Annotated in this window: 12 protein-coding genes; 10 read left to right on the forward strand and 2 right to left on the reverse strand. The window is 73.2% G+C overall.

Going from position 1 to position 14,404, the window contains the following annotated elements:
- Positions 1-104 precede the first annotated feature (104 nt).
- The 3 genes from ABD973_RS10975 to ABD973_RS10985 all read left to right on the forward strand — a co-directional run bounded on the left by ABD973_RS10975 (position 105) and on the right by ABD973_RS10985 (position 4,718).
- On the forward strand, positions 105-1,508 hold the full coding sequence (locus ABD973_RS10975) for a class II fumarate hydratase (protein ID WP_125603911.1): 1,404 nt from the start codon (positions 105-107) through the stop codon (positions 1,506-1,508).
- A 103-nt stretch (positions 1,509-1,611) separates the two neighbouring features.
- Positions 1,612-2,337 carry a cytidylyl-2-hydroxypropylphosphonate hydrolase gene (fomD, locus tag ABD973_RS10980; protein WP_125822330.1) on the forward strand — a complete coding sequence of 242 codons (726 nt, stop codon included), beginning with the start codon at positions 1,612-1,614 and terminating at the stop codon, positions 2,335-2,337.
- Between the two features lie 251 nt (positions 2,338-2,588).
- Positions 2,589-4,718, forward strand: coding sequence for a SpoIIE family protein phosphatase (locus tag ABD973_RS10985; RefSeq protein ID WP_345500029.1), 2,130 nt, complete (start codon positions 2,589-2,591; stop codon positions 4,716-4,718).
- Positions 4,719-4,802: 84 nt separating this feature from the next.
- Here the strand turns inward: ABD973_RS10985 and ABD973_RS10990 are convergent, their stop codons facing one another.
- A complete protein-coding gene (locus ABD973_RS10990; RefSeq protein ID WP_345500030.1) occupies positions 4,803-7,094 on the reverse strand; it encodes a transglycosylase domain-containing protein in 2,292 nt (763 codons plus the stop codon).
- A gap of 244 nt (positions 7,095-7,338) precedes the next feature.
- Between ABD973_RS10990 and ABD973_RS10995 the strand changes: the two genes are divergently transcribed.
- The 5 genes from ABD973_RS10995 to ABD973_RS11015 all read left to right on the forward strand — a co-directional run bounded on the left by ABD973_RS10995 (position 7,339) and on the right by ABD973_RS11015 (position 12,285).
- The gene (locus ABD973_RS10995) at positions 7,339-8,250 is read left to right on the forward strand and encodes an SPFH domain-containing protein (protein ID WP_125822327.1); all 912 of its coding nucleotides are present in this window, start codon (positions 7,339-7,341) and stop codon (positions 8,248-8,250) included.
- Positions 8,247-8,576 carry a type II toxin-antitoxin system antitoxin gene (locus ABD973_RS34750; protein WP_125822326.1) on the forward strand — a complete coding sequence of 110 codons (330 nt, stop codon included), beginning with the start codon at positions 8,247-8,249 and terminating at the stop codon, positions 8,574-8,576. Before ABD973_RS10995 ends, ABD973_RS34750 begins: the two co-directional genes overlap by 4 nt.
- Before the next feature lie 156 nt (positions 8,577-8,732).
- Complete coding sequence (locus ABD973_RS11005) at positions 8,733-9,257, forward strand: PadR family transcriptional regulator (protein WP_125601119.1); 525 nt, start codon at positions 8,733-8,735, stop codon at positions 9,255-9,257.
- Entirely contained in the window at positions 9,254-9,940 is a 687-nt protein-coding gene (locus ABD973_RS11010; protein ID WP_125822325.1) for an ABC transporter ATP-binding protein, read from the forward strand. Before ABD973_RS11005 ends, ABD973_RS11010 begins: the two co-directional genes overlap by 4 nt.
- A complete protein-coding gene (locus ABD973_RS11015) occupies positions 9,937-12,285 on the forward strand; it encodes an FtsX-like permease family protein (RefSeq protein WP_345500031.1) in 2,349 nt (782 codons plus the stop codon). Before ABD973_RS11010 ends, ABD973_RS11015 begins: the two co-directional genes overlap by 4 nt.
- A gap of 18 nt (positions 12,286-12,303) precedes the next feature.
- Here the strand turns inward: ABD973_RS11015 and ABD973_RS11020 are convergent, their stop codons facing one another.
- Positions 12,304-13,251, reverse strand: coding sequence for a hydrogen peroxide-inducible genes activator (locus tag ABD973_RS11020; protein WP_125601109.1), 948 nt, complete (start codon positions 13,249-13,251; stop codon positions 12,304-12,306).
- A gap of 124 nt (positions 13,252-13,375) precedes the next feature.
- Between ABD973_RS11020 and ABD973_RS11025 the strand changes: the two genes are divergently transcribed.
- Both ABD973_RS11025 and ABD973_RS11030 read left to right on the forward strand, forming a co-directional pair.
- Entirely contained in the window at positions 13,376-13,705 is a 330-nt protein-coding gene (locus tag ABD973_RS11025; RefSeq protein WP_345500032.1) for a hypothetical protein, read from the forward strand.
- Between the two features lie 142 nt (positions 13,706-13,847).
- Positions 13,848-14,402 (forward strand): peroxiredoxin, encoded by a 555-nt coding sequence (locus tag ABD973_RS11030; protein WP_007266254.1) that lies wholly within the window; start codon positions 13,848-13,850, stop codon positions 14,400-14,402.
- Positions 14,403-14,404: the final 2 nt, after the last annotated feature.

The following is a 14,404-nucleotide window of genomic DNA, read 5'->3' on the forward strand; positions in this document are numbered from 1 at the left end:
CGCCTCCCCGGTATCGGTGTTACCCCCGGTATTTACTGGCCGGTAGGGGAGATGGGAACAGTTCGAACAAGACAATTGCTCAAGTTTCTGAGGAGGCTACAAAGATGACTGACGATCAGCAGCCGCAGGCGTTCCGGACCGAGCACGACTCCATGGGCGAGGTACGCGTCCCCGCGCACGCCAAGTGGCGCGCGCAGACCCAGCGCGCGGTGGAGAACTTCCCGCTCTCCGGGCAGCGCATCGAGCGCGCCCACATCGAGGCCCTCGCCCGGATCAAGGCCGCCGCCGCCCTGGTCAACGCCCGGCTGGGGGTGGTGGACGAGGACGTCGCGCAGGCGATCCGCTCGGCCGCCGCGGAGGTCGCCGAGGGGCGCTGGGACGAGCACTTCCCCGTCGACGTGTTCCAGACCGGGTCCGGGACCTCGTCCAACATGAACGCCAACGAGGTGATCGCGACCCTGGCCACCGAGCGGCTCGGGCGCGAGGTCCACCCCAACGACCACGTCAACGCCTCGCAGAGCTCCAACGACGTCTTCCCCTCGTCGATCCACGTCGCCGCCACCGCCGCCGTCCGGCACGAGCTGATCCCGGCCCTGGAGCACCTCGCCGCCGCCCTGGAGCGCAAGGCGGCCGAGTTCGCCGAGGTGGTCAAGGCCGGGCGCACGCACCTGATGGACGCCACCCCGGTCACCCTGGGCCAGGAGTTCGGCGGGTACGCCGCCCAGGTCCGCTACGGCGTCGACCGGCTGCGGGACGCCCTGCCCCGGCTGGCCGAACTCCCGCTGGGCGGTACGGCGGTGGGCACCGGCATCAACACCCCGCCCGGCTTCTCGGCGGCCGTGATCGCCGAGGTGGCCGCCGCGACGGGGCTGCCGCTGACCGAGGCGCGCGACCACTTCGAGGCCCAGGGCGCGCGGGACGCGCTGGTGGAGACCTCGGGGGTGCTCCGTACGATCGCCGTCTCGCTCACCAAGATCTGCAACGACCTGCGCTGGATGTCCTCCGGCCCGCGCACCGGATTGGCCGAAATCAATCTGCCGGATCTCCAGCCGGGGTCCTCGATCATGCCGGGGAAGGTCAATCCGGTCGTCCCCGAGGCCCTGTTGATGATCGCCGCGCAGGTGATGGGCAACGACGCGACGGTCGCCGTGGCGGGCGCCGCCGGCAACTTCGAGCTCAATGTGATGCTCCCGGTGATGGCCCGGAACCTGCTCGAATCGATCCGTCTGCTGGGCAACGGGAGCCGGCTGCTGGCCGACCGCACCGTGGACGGGATCACCGCCAACCCCGAGCGGGCCAGGGAGTACGCCGAGTCCTCCCCCTCGGTGGTGACCCCGCTCAACCGGTACATCGGCTACGAGGAGGCCGCCAAGGTGGCCAAGCGGGCGCTCGCCGAGCGGAAGACGATCAGGGAGGTCGTCCTGGAGTCCGGCTACGTGGACCGGGGCGCGCTGACCCTCGCCCAGCTGGACGAGGCGCTCGACGTCCTGCGGATGACCCGCCCCTGAAACCGGTTCCGGACAGGGGCCGAATCCGGTCGTTCGGCGTCCCCGGCCCCCGCCGTGACCTGCACCGCAGCATCTCGTGGGGCCGCAGCCCTAAGATCTGCGCATGACAGGTACGTACGGGGGGTCCGGGGGCGGCGCGGCGCGGCGGCCCGTCGCGGGTGACGCGGCGCCGGAGCGGCGCTGGGCGCCCGGGGAGCAGATCCTGTGGCGCTACCGCGACCACGCCCCGGGGCGGGCCGGCCCGGTCCACATCGCCCGCCCGGTGACGGTGGTGCGCGACACCGACGAGCTGCTCGCCGTGTGGATGGCGCCCGGCACCGAGTGCGTCAAGCCGGTGCTGGCCGACGGCAGTCCGGTGCACCGGGAGCCGCTCGCCACCCGCTACACCGCGCCGCGCACCACCGCGCGCTCGCGCTGGTTCGGCGGGGGCGTGCTGAAGCTGGCGCGGCCCGGGCAGCCGTGGTCGGTCTGGCTGTTCTGGGACGACGGCTGGCACCTGCGGAACTGGTACGTCAACCTGGAGGAGCCCCGCACCCGGTGGGCCGGCGGGGTGGACTCCGTGGACCACTTCCTCGACATCGCGGTCTACCCGGACCGCAGCTGGAAGTGGCTGGACGAGGACGAGTTCGCGCAGGCGCAGCGGATCGGGCTGATGGACCAGGACCAGGCGCGCCGGGTGGTGGACGCGGGGCGCTCGGCCGTGGAGGTCGTCAAGGCCTGGGGGGCTCCGTTCTGCGACGGATGGCAGGACTGGAGGCCCGATCCGGCATGGCGAGTTCCGGTTCTGCCCGAGGACTGGGACCGCACCCCGGCGCATATGACCTCATGAGACCCTTGATGCGCCCCCGGGGGTCAACCGTAGGATCGTCCTCCGCAGGTCGTGCACGAGGGGCCCCACCGGTCCCTCATCCGTAAATGACCTGGGGCGACCGGGACTTGACCGGAGGTCAACGCGAGCGAAAGGTAACGAGCGGGACGCGGTACCCGGGGGTGATGGTGCCCCCGCCGCTGAGCGGGTATACCGCGACTGACCGAGTTGAGTGCAGCGCACATCGAGCGCAAACGGACGGAATTCCACGCGTGACGGAGTACCCCACCTCCCAGGAGGGCCCGCAGCCCACCGTCGCCTCCGGCGGAGGTACGGATGAGCTCGGCCACGGCAAGGCCCCCATCGCGGCCGCCGAGGCCGTACGCACGCATGCCGACTTCCCGCGCCCGCGCGGCACCACCGGCGAGGGCTCCGGGCACGGCCCCGCGGACGGCGCGGCCACGGCCCGCGAACGGGACGGCGAGGCCGCGCGCAACGCCGGCCGGCGCACCCCGGCCGACGGGGAGCCCGGCGAACCGGCCGCCGACGGGGCCGCCGCCACGGCCGTACGGGCCGTCCCGCTCCCGGCCTCCGGGGCGGGCGCCGGCTCGGGCACCGGCCCCGCCTTCGGGGAGGCCGGCGTGGCCCGCCGCGAGGGCGACCGGCTGCGCTTCGTCGGCGCCGCCACGCGCCGGATCGCCCGCGGCATCGACCTCGACGAGATCGTGCTCGGCCTGTGCCGGGCCACCGTGCCGACGTTCTCCGACGCCATCCTCGTCTACCTGCGCGACCCGCTGCCCGTCGGAGACGAGCGGCCCGTCGGCCCGGTCGTTTTAAGGCTGCGCCGCACCGACCGGCTCCGGCCGATCGACGACCTGACCGACGCCGCCGAGGGTGCCGGGGGCGCGGGGGCCGCCGGCGAGCTCGACTTCAGCCAGCTGCCGCTGGTCGGCCCGCAGGGTGACCTGCCCGCGGCCGAACTGTGCGAGATCCGCCCCGGCGGGGCCCTCGCCGAGGTGCTGCGCGGCGTACGGCCGGTCTTCGGGTCGGCCGCCGGGGCCAAGGACGCGCTCCCGGAGCTGCTCGGCGCCGACCATCCCGTACCGCGCGGCCAGCGGGCCATCCTGGCCCCGCTGCGGGGCCGCCGGCGCGTGATCGGCGCGGCGGTGTTCCTGCGCACCCCGGACCGGGACGCGTTCGAGACGAACGACCTGCTGGTGGCCGCCCAGCTGGCCACGCACACCGCGCTCGGCATCGACAAGGCCGTGCTCTACGGGCGCGAGGCCTACATCGCCGACGAGCTCCAGCGCACCATGCTGCCCGACGGCCTCCCCCAGCCCACCGGGGTCCGCCTCGCCTCCCGCTACCTGCCCGCCGCCGAGACCGCCCGGGTGGGCGGCGACTGGTACGACGCCATACCGCTGCCGGGCAGCCGGGTCGCGCTCGTCGTCGGCGACGTCATGGGCCACTCCATGACCTCCGCGGCGATCATGGGCCAGCTGCGCACCACCGCGCAGACCCTGGCCCAGCTGGACCTGCCGCCGGCCGAGGTGCTGCACCACCTGGACGAGCAGGCCCAGCGGCTGGGCTCCGACCGGATGGCCACCTGCCTGTACGCGGTCTACGACCCGGTCTCGCACCGCATCACCATCGCCAACGCCGGCCACCCGCCGCCGGTGCTGCTGCACCTGGGCGGCCGCGCCGAGGTGCTGCGGGTACCGCCGGGCGCCCCCATCGGGGTCGGCGGCGTGGACTTCGAGGCCGTGGAGCTGGACGCCCCGGCCGGGGCCACCCTGCTGCTGTACACGGACGGGCTGGTGGAGTCCCGGCTGCGGGACGTGTGGACCGGCATCGAGCAGCTGCGCGAACGCCTCGCGACGACCGCGCAGCTGACCGGGCTGGACCACTCGCCGCCGCTGGAGGCCCTCTGCGACGACGTGCTGGACATGCTGGGCCCGGGCGACCGGGACGACGACATCGCGCTGCTCGCGGCCCGCTTCGAGGGCATCGCGCCCAGCGACGTGGCGTACTGGTTCCTGGACCCGGAGGAGACCGCTCCGGGCCGGGCCCGCCGGTTCGCCCGGCGCGCGCTGTCCCGCTGGGGCCTGGAGGAGCTGAGCGACTCGCTGGAGCTGCTGGTCAGCGAGGTGGTCACCAACGCCGTCCGGTACGCGGAGCGCCCGGTGACGCTGCGCCTGCTGCGCACGGACGTGCTGCGCTGCGAGGTCGGCGACGACTCCCCGCAGCTGCCGCGGCAGCGGCGGGCCCGGGACACCGACGAGGGCGGGCGCGGCCTGTTCCTGGTCAACCGCCTCGCCCGGCGGTGGGGTGCGACCCGGCTGAGCAGCGGCAAGGTGGTCTGGTTCGAGCTCCCGCTGCCGGGGCCGCACGAGCGGCGCTGAGCGCCGGCGGGACGCGCGGTACGCGGAGTACCGGAAACGGGGACGGCCCCGCAGCGGATGCTGCGGGGCCGTCGTCGTACGCGCCTACCTGTCTTCCGCGTTCGGAAGGGGCGGGAAGGGCGGTGTCGGGTCCTTCGTCGGCGGGGTCGGCTTGCCCGTCGGCGTGGTGGGCTTGCCGGTCGGCGTCGTGGGCTTGCCGGTCGGCGGGGTCGAGCCGCCGGAGCTGCCGGACGGGTCCGGGGTGCCGGTCGGGCGGGTGCTGCCGGAGCCGGACGGCGTCGGGGTGGCGGAGCCGCTGGGGGTGGCCGTGGGGCTCGGGGCGCGGGACGGCGCCGGGGTGCCCATCCGGGCGTCGTCCAGGTCGAACTGGCCCGTGGTCGTGCCCTTGAGCGCGGCCGTCGTGTACGCCTGCCAGATCTGCGCGGGGAAGCTGGAGCCGCCGGCGCGGCCCTTGCCGGCGGTACCGGTCAGGGTGACCTGGCCGTGGGTGTTGGGGTCCTCGCCGAACATCGCGACGACGGTGACCAGTTCCGGGGTGTAGCCGGTGAACCAGGCGGCCACGTTGGACTCGGTGGTACCGGTCTTGCCGGCGGCCTCGTAGGCGGAGCTGCGGACGGCCTTGCCGGAGCCGTTCTCGACGACGCCCGTGAGGACCTTGGTCACGGTGTCGGCGGTGGTGCTGGTGAGCACCTGGGAGCCGATGGGGTTGACGGGCTTGAACTCGCCGTCCTTGTGCTCGGCCTTCTTGATGATGCTCGGGGTGACCTTCTTGCCGTGGTTGTCGAGGGTGGCGTAGACGGCTGCCATCTCGACGGTGTTGGCGCTCATCGTGCCGAGCGACATGGCGGGGCTCGTCTGCGGCCAGCCCGGGCGGTCGGTCATGCCCATGGAGAGGGCGGTCTTCTTCACGTTGACGGGCTTGGCGTCCACGATCATCTGGGCGTAAACCGAGTTCACGGAGGAGTTGGTGGCCTCCTGGACCGAGATCATCGGGTCGCCGTAGTTCTCGTTGTCCTGGTTCTGCGGGGCGAACGGGGTGTCGCTGCCGACCACCGGGCGCTTGCTGGTGCCGTCGTAGAGGGTGCTCGGGTTGATCGGGCGGCCGTCCTGGGTCTTCGACCCGTTCTCCAGGGCGGACGCCAGCACGATCGGCTTGAAGGTCGAGCCCGGCTGGAAGTCGGTGCGCAGCGCGTTGCTCGCCGCCTTCTCCGCCAGGCCCACGCCGCCGTACATGGCGACGATGTGGCCGGTCTTGGCGTCGACGGAGGTGGCGCCGGCCTGGACGCTCTGGTCCTGGGGCCGGTTCTTGGTGTCCTTGCGGTCGAGCTTGGACTCCAGCTCGTCCTGGACGGCCTTCTCCAGCGCGGCCTGCTTCTTCTTGTCGATGGCGAGGGTGATCGTCCAGCCGCCGGCGTTGATCTCGGCGTCCTTGATCCCCTGCCGGTTCATCTCGGCCTCGGCGGCCTGGATGAGGTAGCCCTTCTGCCCGTCCATGCCCGGACGCGGCTTGGGCTTGATCGGCTCCTGGAACTTCAGGGTCTTGCGCTTGGCCTCGTCCAGCTTGCCCATCTCGACCATGTTGTCGAGGACGGCGTTGAAGCGGATCATCACGAGCCGCTTGCCGTTGGGGCCGGCGGTCGCCCAGTCGTACTGGCTGGGGGCCTGGATGACGGCGGCGAGGTACGCGCCCTGCTCCAGGGTCAGCTTGTCCGAGTCGACGCCGTAGTAGGCCTGGGCGGCGGCCTGGATGCCGTACGCGTTGCGGCCGTAGAAGTTGGTGTTGAGGTAACCGGCGAGGATGTCGGGCTTCTCCATCCGCTGGTCGACCTTGAGGGAGATGACCAGCTCCCGCAGCTTGCGCGTCGGCGACTGGTCCTGGGTCAGGTAGTAGTTCTTGACGTACTGCTGGGTGATCGTCGAGCCACCGGCGGTGCCCTTGCCGCGGACCGTGTTGACGAGGCCGCGGAGCACGCCCATGACGTCGACGCCGCGGTCCTTGTAGAAGGTCTTGTTCTCGATCGCGATGAACGCGGTGCGGACGTCCTCGGGGACCTTGTCGATCGGGACGATCTCGCGGTTCATGTCGCCGGTGCGGGCCATGATCGAACCGTCGGCGTACTTGTACGTGTTGCTCTGGAGCGTCGCGGTCTTGTTCGGGTCGGTCGGCTCGTCCACGGAGAAGTAGAGGGCCACGGCCCCGACCACCAGGAGGACGATGCCGCCGAGGAAAGTCCACAGCAGCGTCTTCCAGTTGAGGAAGCGACGTATGCCACTGCGCTTCTTCGCCGCCTTGCCCGGGCGCCCGCCGGCGCGCCCGCTCGGCGCATTCCGCGCACCGCGTTGCTGCTGCGCCCGTCGCGCATCTGCTCGGCCCATCGCTCCCGCTCCGCTCGATTACCCCCCCGACGTCAGCTCAGAAAACTAACACCGCAGGCTGTGACAAAGGTTGATCAACCCAGATCAATACCGGTCAATTCGGACGTGAGAATCAGCACCCACTCCGATGGAACCGACGCCCACGATGCCGGAAGGGTTGCGGTGTCCGCAAAAAGTGATATCACTTTGATAGGGCGCCACGGTCGACGGCGACCGGACACAACTGACCAAACGGGGGCATTCCATGACGAACACAGCGGACGCGCGACCGAGTGCGGTACGGGAGTTCACGGCGCGCAGCGTCGGCGGCGGCCCCGCCCTGCTGCTCGGGCTGGCCGGCGTGGCGGCCGGGGCGGGCCTGCTGGCGCTCGCCGCCGCGTCGGACGCGACGGCGGCCAAGGCGGCCCTGATCCCGCTGGGCTTCCTGCTGTTCCTCGGCTCGATCCTCGCGATGGCCGGCCTCAACACGGTGGCCCCGGGCGAGGCCCGGGTGGTCCAGCTGTTCGGCCGCTACCGGGGCACGGTCCGCACGGACGGACTGCGCTGGGTCAACCCGCTGACCTCGCGCCAGAAGATCTCCACCCGGGTGCGCAACCACGAGACGGCCGTCCTCAAGGTCAACGACGCCTACGGCAACCCGATCGAGCTCGCGGCGGTCGTGGTGTGGAAGGTCGCCGACACCGCGCGCGCCGTCTTCGAGGTCGAGGACTTCACCGAGTTCGTCGAGACCCAGACCGAGGCGGCGGTCCGGCACATCGCCATCGAGTACCCCTACGACGCCCACGACGAGGGCGGCCTGTCGCTGCGCGGGAACGCCGAGGAGATCACCGAGAAGCTCGCGGCCGAGCTGGCGACCCGGGTCGAGGCGGCGGGCGTGGAGATCATCGAGTCCCGCTTCACGCATCTCGCGTACGCTCCGGAGATCGCCTCCGCGATGCTCCAGCGCCAGCAGGCGGGCGCGGTCGTGGCGGCCCGCAAGCAGATCGTCGAGGGCGCGGTGGGCATGGTGGAGCTCGCCCTGACCCGGCTGGCCGAGGAGGACATCGTGGACCTGGATCCGGAGCGCAAGGCCTCCATGGTCTCCAACCTGATGGTGGTGCTCTGCGGCGACCGCGCGGCCACGCCGGTCATCAACACGGGCACCCTCTACCAGTGACCCCCGCCGCCGCTCCCCGCCCCGGCGGGCCCCAGGGCCAGGGTTCCGGTGCGGGTTCCGGCGCCGGCCAGGGTTCCGGTCCCGCCCCGGGCCCGGCCGAGGGCCAGCCCGCCCGGGCGGCCCGGCAGGCGCGCAAGCAGGTGCTGCTGCGGCTCGACCCGCAGGTCTACGACGCCCTCGCGCGCTGGGCCGGCGAGGAGCTGCGCAGCACGAACGCGCAGATCGAGTTCCTGCTGCGCAGGGCCCTGTCCGAGGCGGGCCGGCTCCCCGGCGGCGCCGCCCCGATCCCCCCGCGCGGCCGCCCCCGCAACGCACCGGACTCCTGAGCCCGCAAGCCCGCGAGGCCGTGTGCCCGCAAGCCCGCTGCCCGTACCGAAGGCCCGTCGACTCCCCGTCGGCGGGCCTTCGGCACGCCCGCGCCGCACATCCACACGTCAGCCGTCTATACACCGTGCGTATACACACCATGTATAGTCGCCGCCATGTCCATCGGCCACACCCTGCTCGGCCTCCTCGAGGCCGGCCCGCGCCACGGCTACGACCTCAAGCGCGCCTTCGACGAGACCTTCGGCCACGACCGCCCCCTCGCCTACGGGCAGGTCTACTCGACCATGTCCCGGCTCCTGAAGAACGGCCTCGTCGAGGTCGACGGGGTCGAGAGCGGCGGCGGTCCCGAACGCAAGCGGTACGCGATCACCGACGCCGGCGTCACCGACGTCGAGCACTGGCTCTCGCAGCCCGAGAAACCCGAGCCGTACCTCCAGTCGACCCTGTACACCAAGGTGGTCCTGGCGCTGCTCACCCACCGCAGCGCCAACGAGCTCCTCGACACCCAGCGCGCCGAGCACCTCCGGCTGATGCGCATCCTGACCCAGCGCAAGCGCAAGGGCGACATCGCCGACCAGCTGGTCTGCGACCACGCGCTGTTCCACCTGGAGGCCGACCTGCGCTGGCTGGAGCTCACCGCCGCCCGACTCGACCAGCTCGCCCGGGAGGTACGCCGATGACCCCGGCCGGCACCCTGCTCGCCGCCGCGGACCTGCGCAAGTCGTACGGGCCCACCAGGGCCCTGGACGGCGCCGGGTTCTCCATCCACCCCGGCGAGGTCGTCGCCGTCATGGGCCCCTCGGGCTCCGGCAAGTCGACGCTGCTGCACTGCCTCGCCGGGATCGTCACCCCCGACTCCGGCACCGTCACCTACAACGGCCGCGAGCTGAACTCCATGAACGACGCCGAGCGCAGCGCCCTGCGCCGCGGCGAGTTCGGCTTCGTCTTCCAGTTCGGCCAGCTCGTCCCCGAGCTGACCTGCGTGGAGAACGTGGCCCTTCCGCTGCGCCTGGCCGGCACCCGGCGCAAGGAGGCCGAGGCGACCGCGCTGCGCTGGATGGAGCGGCTCCAGGTCGAGGACCTCGCCGCCAAGCGACCCGGCGAGGTCAGCGGCGGCCAGGGCCAGCGGGTGGCCGTGGCCCGGGCCCTGGTCACCGGACCCCGGGTGATCTTCGCGGACGAGCCCACGGGCGCCCTGGACTCCCTCAACGGCGAGCTGGTGATGCAGCTCCTCACCGAGGCCGCCCGGTCGGCGAACACCGCCGTCGTCCTCGTCACGCACGAGACCCGCGTCGCCGCGTACTCCGACCGCGAGATCGTCGTGCGCGACGGCCGCTCCCGCGACATGGAGCCGGTCGTATGAGCGCGCCCGGCAAGGCCCTCGTATGGTCCCGGGACCTCTCCATGGGCGTGCGGTTCGCCTTCGGCGGCGGCCGCGAAGGGTGGCTGCGCACCCTCTTCACCGGCGTCGGCGTCGGCCTCGGCGTCGCCCTGCTGCTGATCGGCACGGCCGTCCCGGGCGCGCTCGCCGCCCGCGGACAGCGCGGCGACGCCCGCTCCCTCCTGGGCGCCCCCACGGCCGCGGCGCCCGGCCGCGACACCCTGCTGATAGCCCGCGCCGACATGACGTACCGCGGCCAGGACATCGAGGGCCGGCTGCTGGAGCCGGAGGGCCCCGACGCCCCGCTCCCGCCGGGCCTGAAGGCCTTCCCCGCCCCCGGTGAACTGGTCGTCTCCCCCGCCCTGCGCGAGCTGCTGCGCTCACCCGGGGGCGCGCTGCTGCGCGAACGCCTCGACGGCCGGATCGGCGCCGTCATCGGCGACGCCGGCCTGACGGGGCCGGCCGAGCTCGCCTTCTACCGGGGCGCCGACGACCTCCCCGCGACCGGACCGGGCGAGCTCCGCGTCCAGCGCGTCACCGGCTTCGCACCCGATCCCAGGCGCCCGGAGCTCAGCCCGGTGCTGATGCTCACCGTCCTGCTGACCTTCGTCGCCCTGCTGCTGCCGGTCGCCGTGTTCATCGCGGCCGCCGTCCGCTCCGGCGGGGAGCGGCGCGACCAGCGGCTCGCCGCGCTGCGCCTGGTCGGCGCCGACGGGCGGACGGTCCGCCGGATCGCGGCCGGCGAGGCGCTGGCCGGAGCGGTGGCCGGGCTGCTGCTGGGCTCCGCGTTCTTCCTGGCCGGCCGCCGGCTGGCCGGCTCCCTCTCCCTGAGCGGGCGCAGCGTCTTCCCGGCCGACCTGACCCCCGCGCCGGGGCTGGTCGCCCTGGTGGCCCTCGCCGTGCCGGCCGCGGCCGTGGCCGTGACCCTGTTCACGCTGCGCGGGGTCGTCATCGAGCCGCTGGGCGTCCTGCGGACGGCGACGCCGCGCGGACGCCGCGTGTGGTGGCGGCTGCTGCTGCCGCTCGGCGGGCTCGGGCTGCTCCTGCCGCTGGCGGGCCGCGGCGACGGCGGCGGCCGGTTCAACCAGTGGCAGGTCGGCGGGGGCGTGGTGCTGCTGCTGGTCGGGGTCACCGCCCTGCTCCCCTGGCTGCTGGAACGCTGCGTCGGCCGGCTGGGCGCCGGGCCCGTCTCCTGGCAGCTCGCGGTCCGCCGCCTCCAGGTCGCCGGCGGTCCCTCCGCCCGCCTCGTCAACGGCATCGCCGTGGCCGTCGCCGGGGCCATCGCCCTCCAGATGCTCTTCTCGGGCGTCGCGGGCGCCGTCACCGAGGAGACCGGGCAGGACCCGTCCCGGGCCTCCGTCGCGGTCATGCTGCACGGCGGCACCGAGTCCCGTCTCGAGGACGTCGGCCGCCGGATCGCCGGGACCCCGGGCGTCACCCGCGCCGTCCCGCTGAACACCGTGGGCGTCGCCCGGCAGGTCCCCTCCCCCGGCTCGCCCGACCTGACCATCGGCAGCTGCCAGGCGCTCGCCGAGGTCGCGGAGCTCGGTCCCTGCCGGGACGGTGACGTCTTCGTCCTCGCCGGCGGCCCGCTGGAGGGGGCCCCCGCGCCCGGGGACCGCGTCTTCGCCGGCGACGTCAGGATCTCCGCCGACGAGTCGGCCCGCCTGGGCGGGAAGACCGTCGAGTGGACCGTCCCGGCCGACGCCCGTACCGTCCGCCCCCGAGAGGACCCGACGGGCGCGCTCCGCACCGGCCTGCTGGCCACCCCCTCCGCCGCTCCCAAGGACATGGGGCGCGCCCAGTTCGCGCAGGTCTACGTACAGCTCGACGACTCCGTGCCGGACGCGCTGGAGCGGGTGCGCACCGCCGCCTTCCAGGCGGACCCGCTGGCCACGGCGATGACCCTGCGGTCCACACAGGAGGACCGCGCCTTCTCCGGCATCCGAGCCGGGCTGTTCTTCGGCGCGACCGGGGTCCTGCTCCTGATCGGCACCAGCCTGCTGGTCGGCCAGCTGGAGCAGCTGCGCGAGCGCGGGAGGCTGCTCGCGGCCCTGGTCGCCTTCGGGACCAGGCGCTCGACGCTGTGCCTGTCGGTGCTCTGGCAGACGGCCCTGCCCGTGGCCCTCGGGCTGGCCGTGGCGGCGGGCGTCGGCATCGGGCTGGGCGCGGTGCTGATGGGCATGGCGCACGTCCCGGTGCGGGTCGAGTGGAGCCAGGTGCTCCTGCTGACCGGCACCGGCGCGGGGCTGGTCGCGGCGGTCACCCTGCTGAGCCTGCCGCCGCTGCTGCGCATGATGCGCCCGGACGGACTGCGTACGGAGTAGCGCGCGGAGCCGTACGTCCTACTCCGCCGGCCAGACCGGGAGCGGGCGTACGGCTTCGCGCAGCGCCGCCGCGATGGCCCGGAACTCCTCCTGCCGGGCGGTCCCCGTCCGCATGGCCAGCGCGATCCGCCGCGAGGGCGCGGGCTCGGCGAAGTAACCGGTGGCCAGGTACTCGTTGCGCGCGGTCTCCAGCCGCAGCGCGGTGCGCGGCAACAGGGTCACGCCCAGTCCCCCGGCGACCAGTTGTACGAGGGTGGACAGCCCGGCGGCGGTCGTGGTGACGGCCGCACCGTCGGCCCGGCCCGCCTCGCGGCAGATGTCGAGGGCCTGGTCGCGCAGGCAGTGCCCCTCGTCGAGCAGCAGCAGCCGCAGGTCGCGCAGTTCCCCGCGCGGGATGTCGCGGCGCCCGGCGAGCGGGTGCTCGCGGGGCGCGAGCAGGACGAAGTCCTCGTCGAAGAGGGGCAGTTCGGTGACCCCGGGGACGCCGAGCGGCACGGCGAGCAGCAGCAGGTCGAGCCGCCCGCCGGACAGCCCCTCCAGCAGCGAGGAGGTCTGCTCCTCGTGCACCTGGAGGTCCATCCGGGGGTAGCGCCGGTGGAAGAGCCCGAGCACGGTCGGCAGCAGGTAGGGGGCGACCGTGGGGATTACCCCGAGCCGCATGATCCCGGTGAAGGGGGCCCGTACGGCCTCGGCCTCCTCCAGCAGCCCGCCCATGGCGTCGAGGACCGTGCGGGCCCGGGCCGCGATGCGCTCGCCGGCCGGGGAGAGCAGCACCTTGCGGGTGGTGCGCTCCAGCAGCTGGACGCCGAGGGCCTCCTCCAGTGCGGAGACGGCGCCGGAGAGCGCGGGCTGGCTCATGCCGATGGCCGCGGCCGCGTCCCGGAAGTGCAGGTGCTCGGCGACGGCGGCGAACGCCCGCAGCTGTGCGAGCGTCGCCTGCTTCGCCCCCCTGTTGCCGACAGCCACTGATAGGTACCTCCGATCACCCGCCACCAGCCTAGGCCGTGTGCGCTGCGGGCCGCGCCGTGGCGCGTGAGAGTGGAGGCAGGGCGAGGAGGGCCCGGCCGGGGCCCGCGCCCGGGAGGCGATCATGAACAGGCTCTCGCGGACCGCCGTGCTGGCCCCGCTGGCGGCCGCACCGCTGCTCCTGGGGCCGGTGGCCGCGGCCCACGCCGTACCGGACGCGCCCGCGGCCGCGTCGTACGCGGTCACGGCCGGCGCCCGGGCCCCGGAGGGCGAGCGGGTCGCCGGGGCGGACGGGGACGCTCAGTACGACAAGGGTTTCAGGAAGGGCTTCGCGGCGGTGAAGGCGGACTGCGGCGCCGAGCCGCCGAACGACCTGCGCTCCCTCGACGCGGACTACCAGCGGGGCTACGCGAACGGTGCCGCGCTGGCCGCCAGGACCTTCTGCGGCGGCTGAACCCGCATTGATAGGCAAGCCTGATCAGCGCGACCGGCCTTTGCGATTTCCGCGATCAATGTCGCTGTGCCAGCATGTGAGACCGTCCAACCCCTTCGGAAAGCCCCCAAAAGGGTCCCTTTCCGCTCTGCAAGGAGTCAGTGTGCTCACTGTCGGTGACAAGTTCCCCACCTACGATCTGACCGCCTGCGTCTCTCTCGACGCCGACAAGCAGTTCGCGCAGATCGACCACAAGTCCTACGAGGGCAAGTGGCGCGTGGTGTTTTTCTGGCCCGCCGACTTCACCTTCGTCTGCCCGACCGAGATCGCCGCGTTCGGCAAGCTGAACGACGAGTTCGCGGACCGCGACGCACAGATCCTCGGCGTCTCCGGCGACTCCGAGTACGTCCACCACGCCTGGCGCAAGGACCACGCCGACCTGCGTGACCTGCCCTTCCCGATGCTGGCCGACGTCAAGCACGACCTGATGCAGGCCTGCGGCGTCGAGGGCGAGGACGGCTTCGCCAAGCGCGCGGTCTTCATCGTCGACCCGAACAACGAGATCCAGTTCGCCATGGTGACCGCCGGTTCCGTGGGCCGTAACCCCAAGGAGGTCCTGCGGGTCCTCGACGCCCTGCAGACCGACGAGCTGTGCCCCTGCAACTGGAACAAGGGCGACGACACCCTGAACGCCGGCGCCCTGCTGGCCGGTGAGTGACG

Source organism: Streptomyces racemochromogenes (assembly GCF_039535215.1).
GTDB lineage: Bacteria > Actinomycetota > Actinomycetes > Streptomycetales > Streptomycetaceae > Streptomyces > Streptomyces racemochromogenes.